Below are 872 nucleotides of genomic sequence, written 5' to 3' on the forward strand. Positions count from 1 at the left end.
GATAGCCGTGTACCAATGAACGATGACGTGCCAGCAACCTTTGAAGATGGTTCAACTACGAAGACCATTCCAGGTGAAGGAACATATACAGTTGCTCCAGATGGAACTGTAACCTTTGTTCCAGAAAAATCATTCACAGGAACAGGTACAGGTGTAACAGTGAAACGTGTGGATAAGAACGGTACACCAGTTACTTCAACTTACACCCCAACTGTGACTCCTGTGACACCAACAGCGACACCAGCAGAATCAACTGGTCCTCAAGGTGTTGTTCAAACGGGAACTGTAACCTTCACCGAAGGTGATCCTGCTGCCCCAATCGACAAGGATACCATTACTCTCCTTGATGAAAACGGTCAACCAGCTGCTTCAGTCATTGCTAAGTCACCAGAAGGTAAAGAAATCGGTACTTATACAGTTGATAAGACTACAGGCGTTGTAACCTTCACACCGACTGATAAATCTTACTCAGGAGAAGTGGTTCCAGTTAAGGTACAAGCTAAAGATACAAATGGCACAACAACAGAAACAACTTATACACCTAAGATTACGCCAGTTGTACCAACTGCTGATCCTGCAACATCTACAGACATCCAAGGTCAAACACAAAGTGGTAAACCAAGCTTCACACCTGGTAACCCTGCAATCCCAATGGATGATGATGTTCCAGCAACCTTTGAAGACGGTTCAACTACCAAGACCATTCCAGGTGAAGGAACATACACAGTTGCTCCAGATGGAACCGTGACCTTCGTACCAGAAAAATCATTCACAGGAACTGGAACTGGTGTAACAGTGAAACGTGTTGATAAGAACGGTACACCAGTTGCCGCAACTTACACCCCAACTGTGACACCAGTAACTCCAACAGC

Annotated in this window: 1 pseudogene; it reads left to right on the top strand. The window is 45.2% G+C overall.

The annotated features are described in order from the left end of the window. Nucleotides 1-872 (top strand): annotated as a pseudogene (locus HMPREF0848_RS10125) (CshA/CshB family fibrillar adhesin-related protein); the annotation flags it as partial.

The organism is Streptococcus sp. C150 (genome assembly GCF_000187445.1).
GTDB classification, from domain to species: Bacteria; Bacillota; Bacilli; order Lactobacillales; family Streptococcaceae; genus Streptococcus; species Streptococcus raffinosi.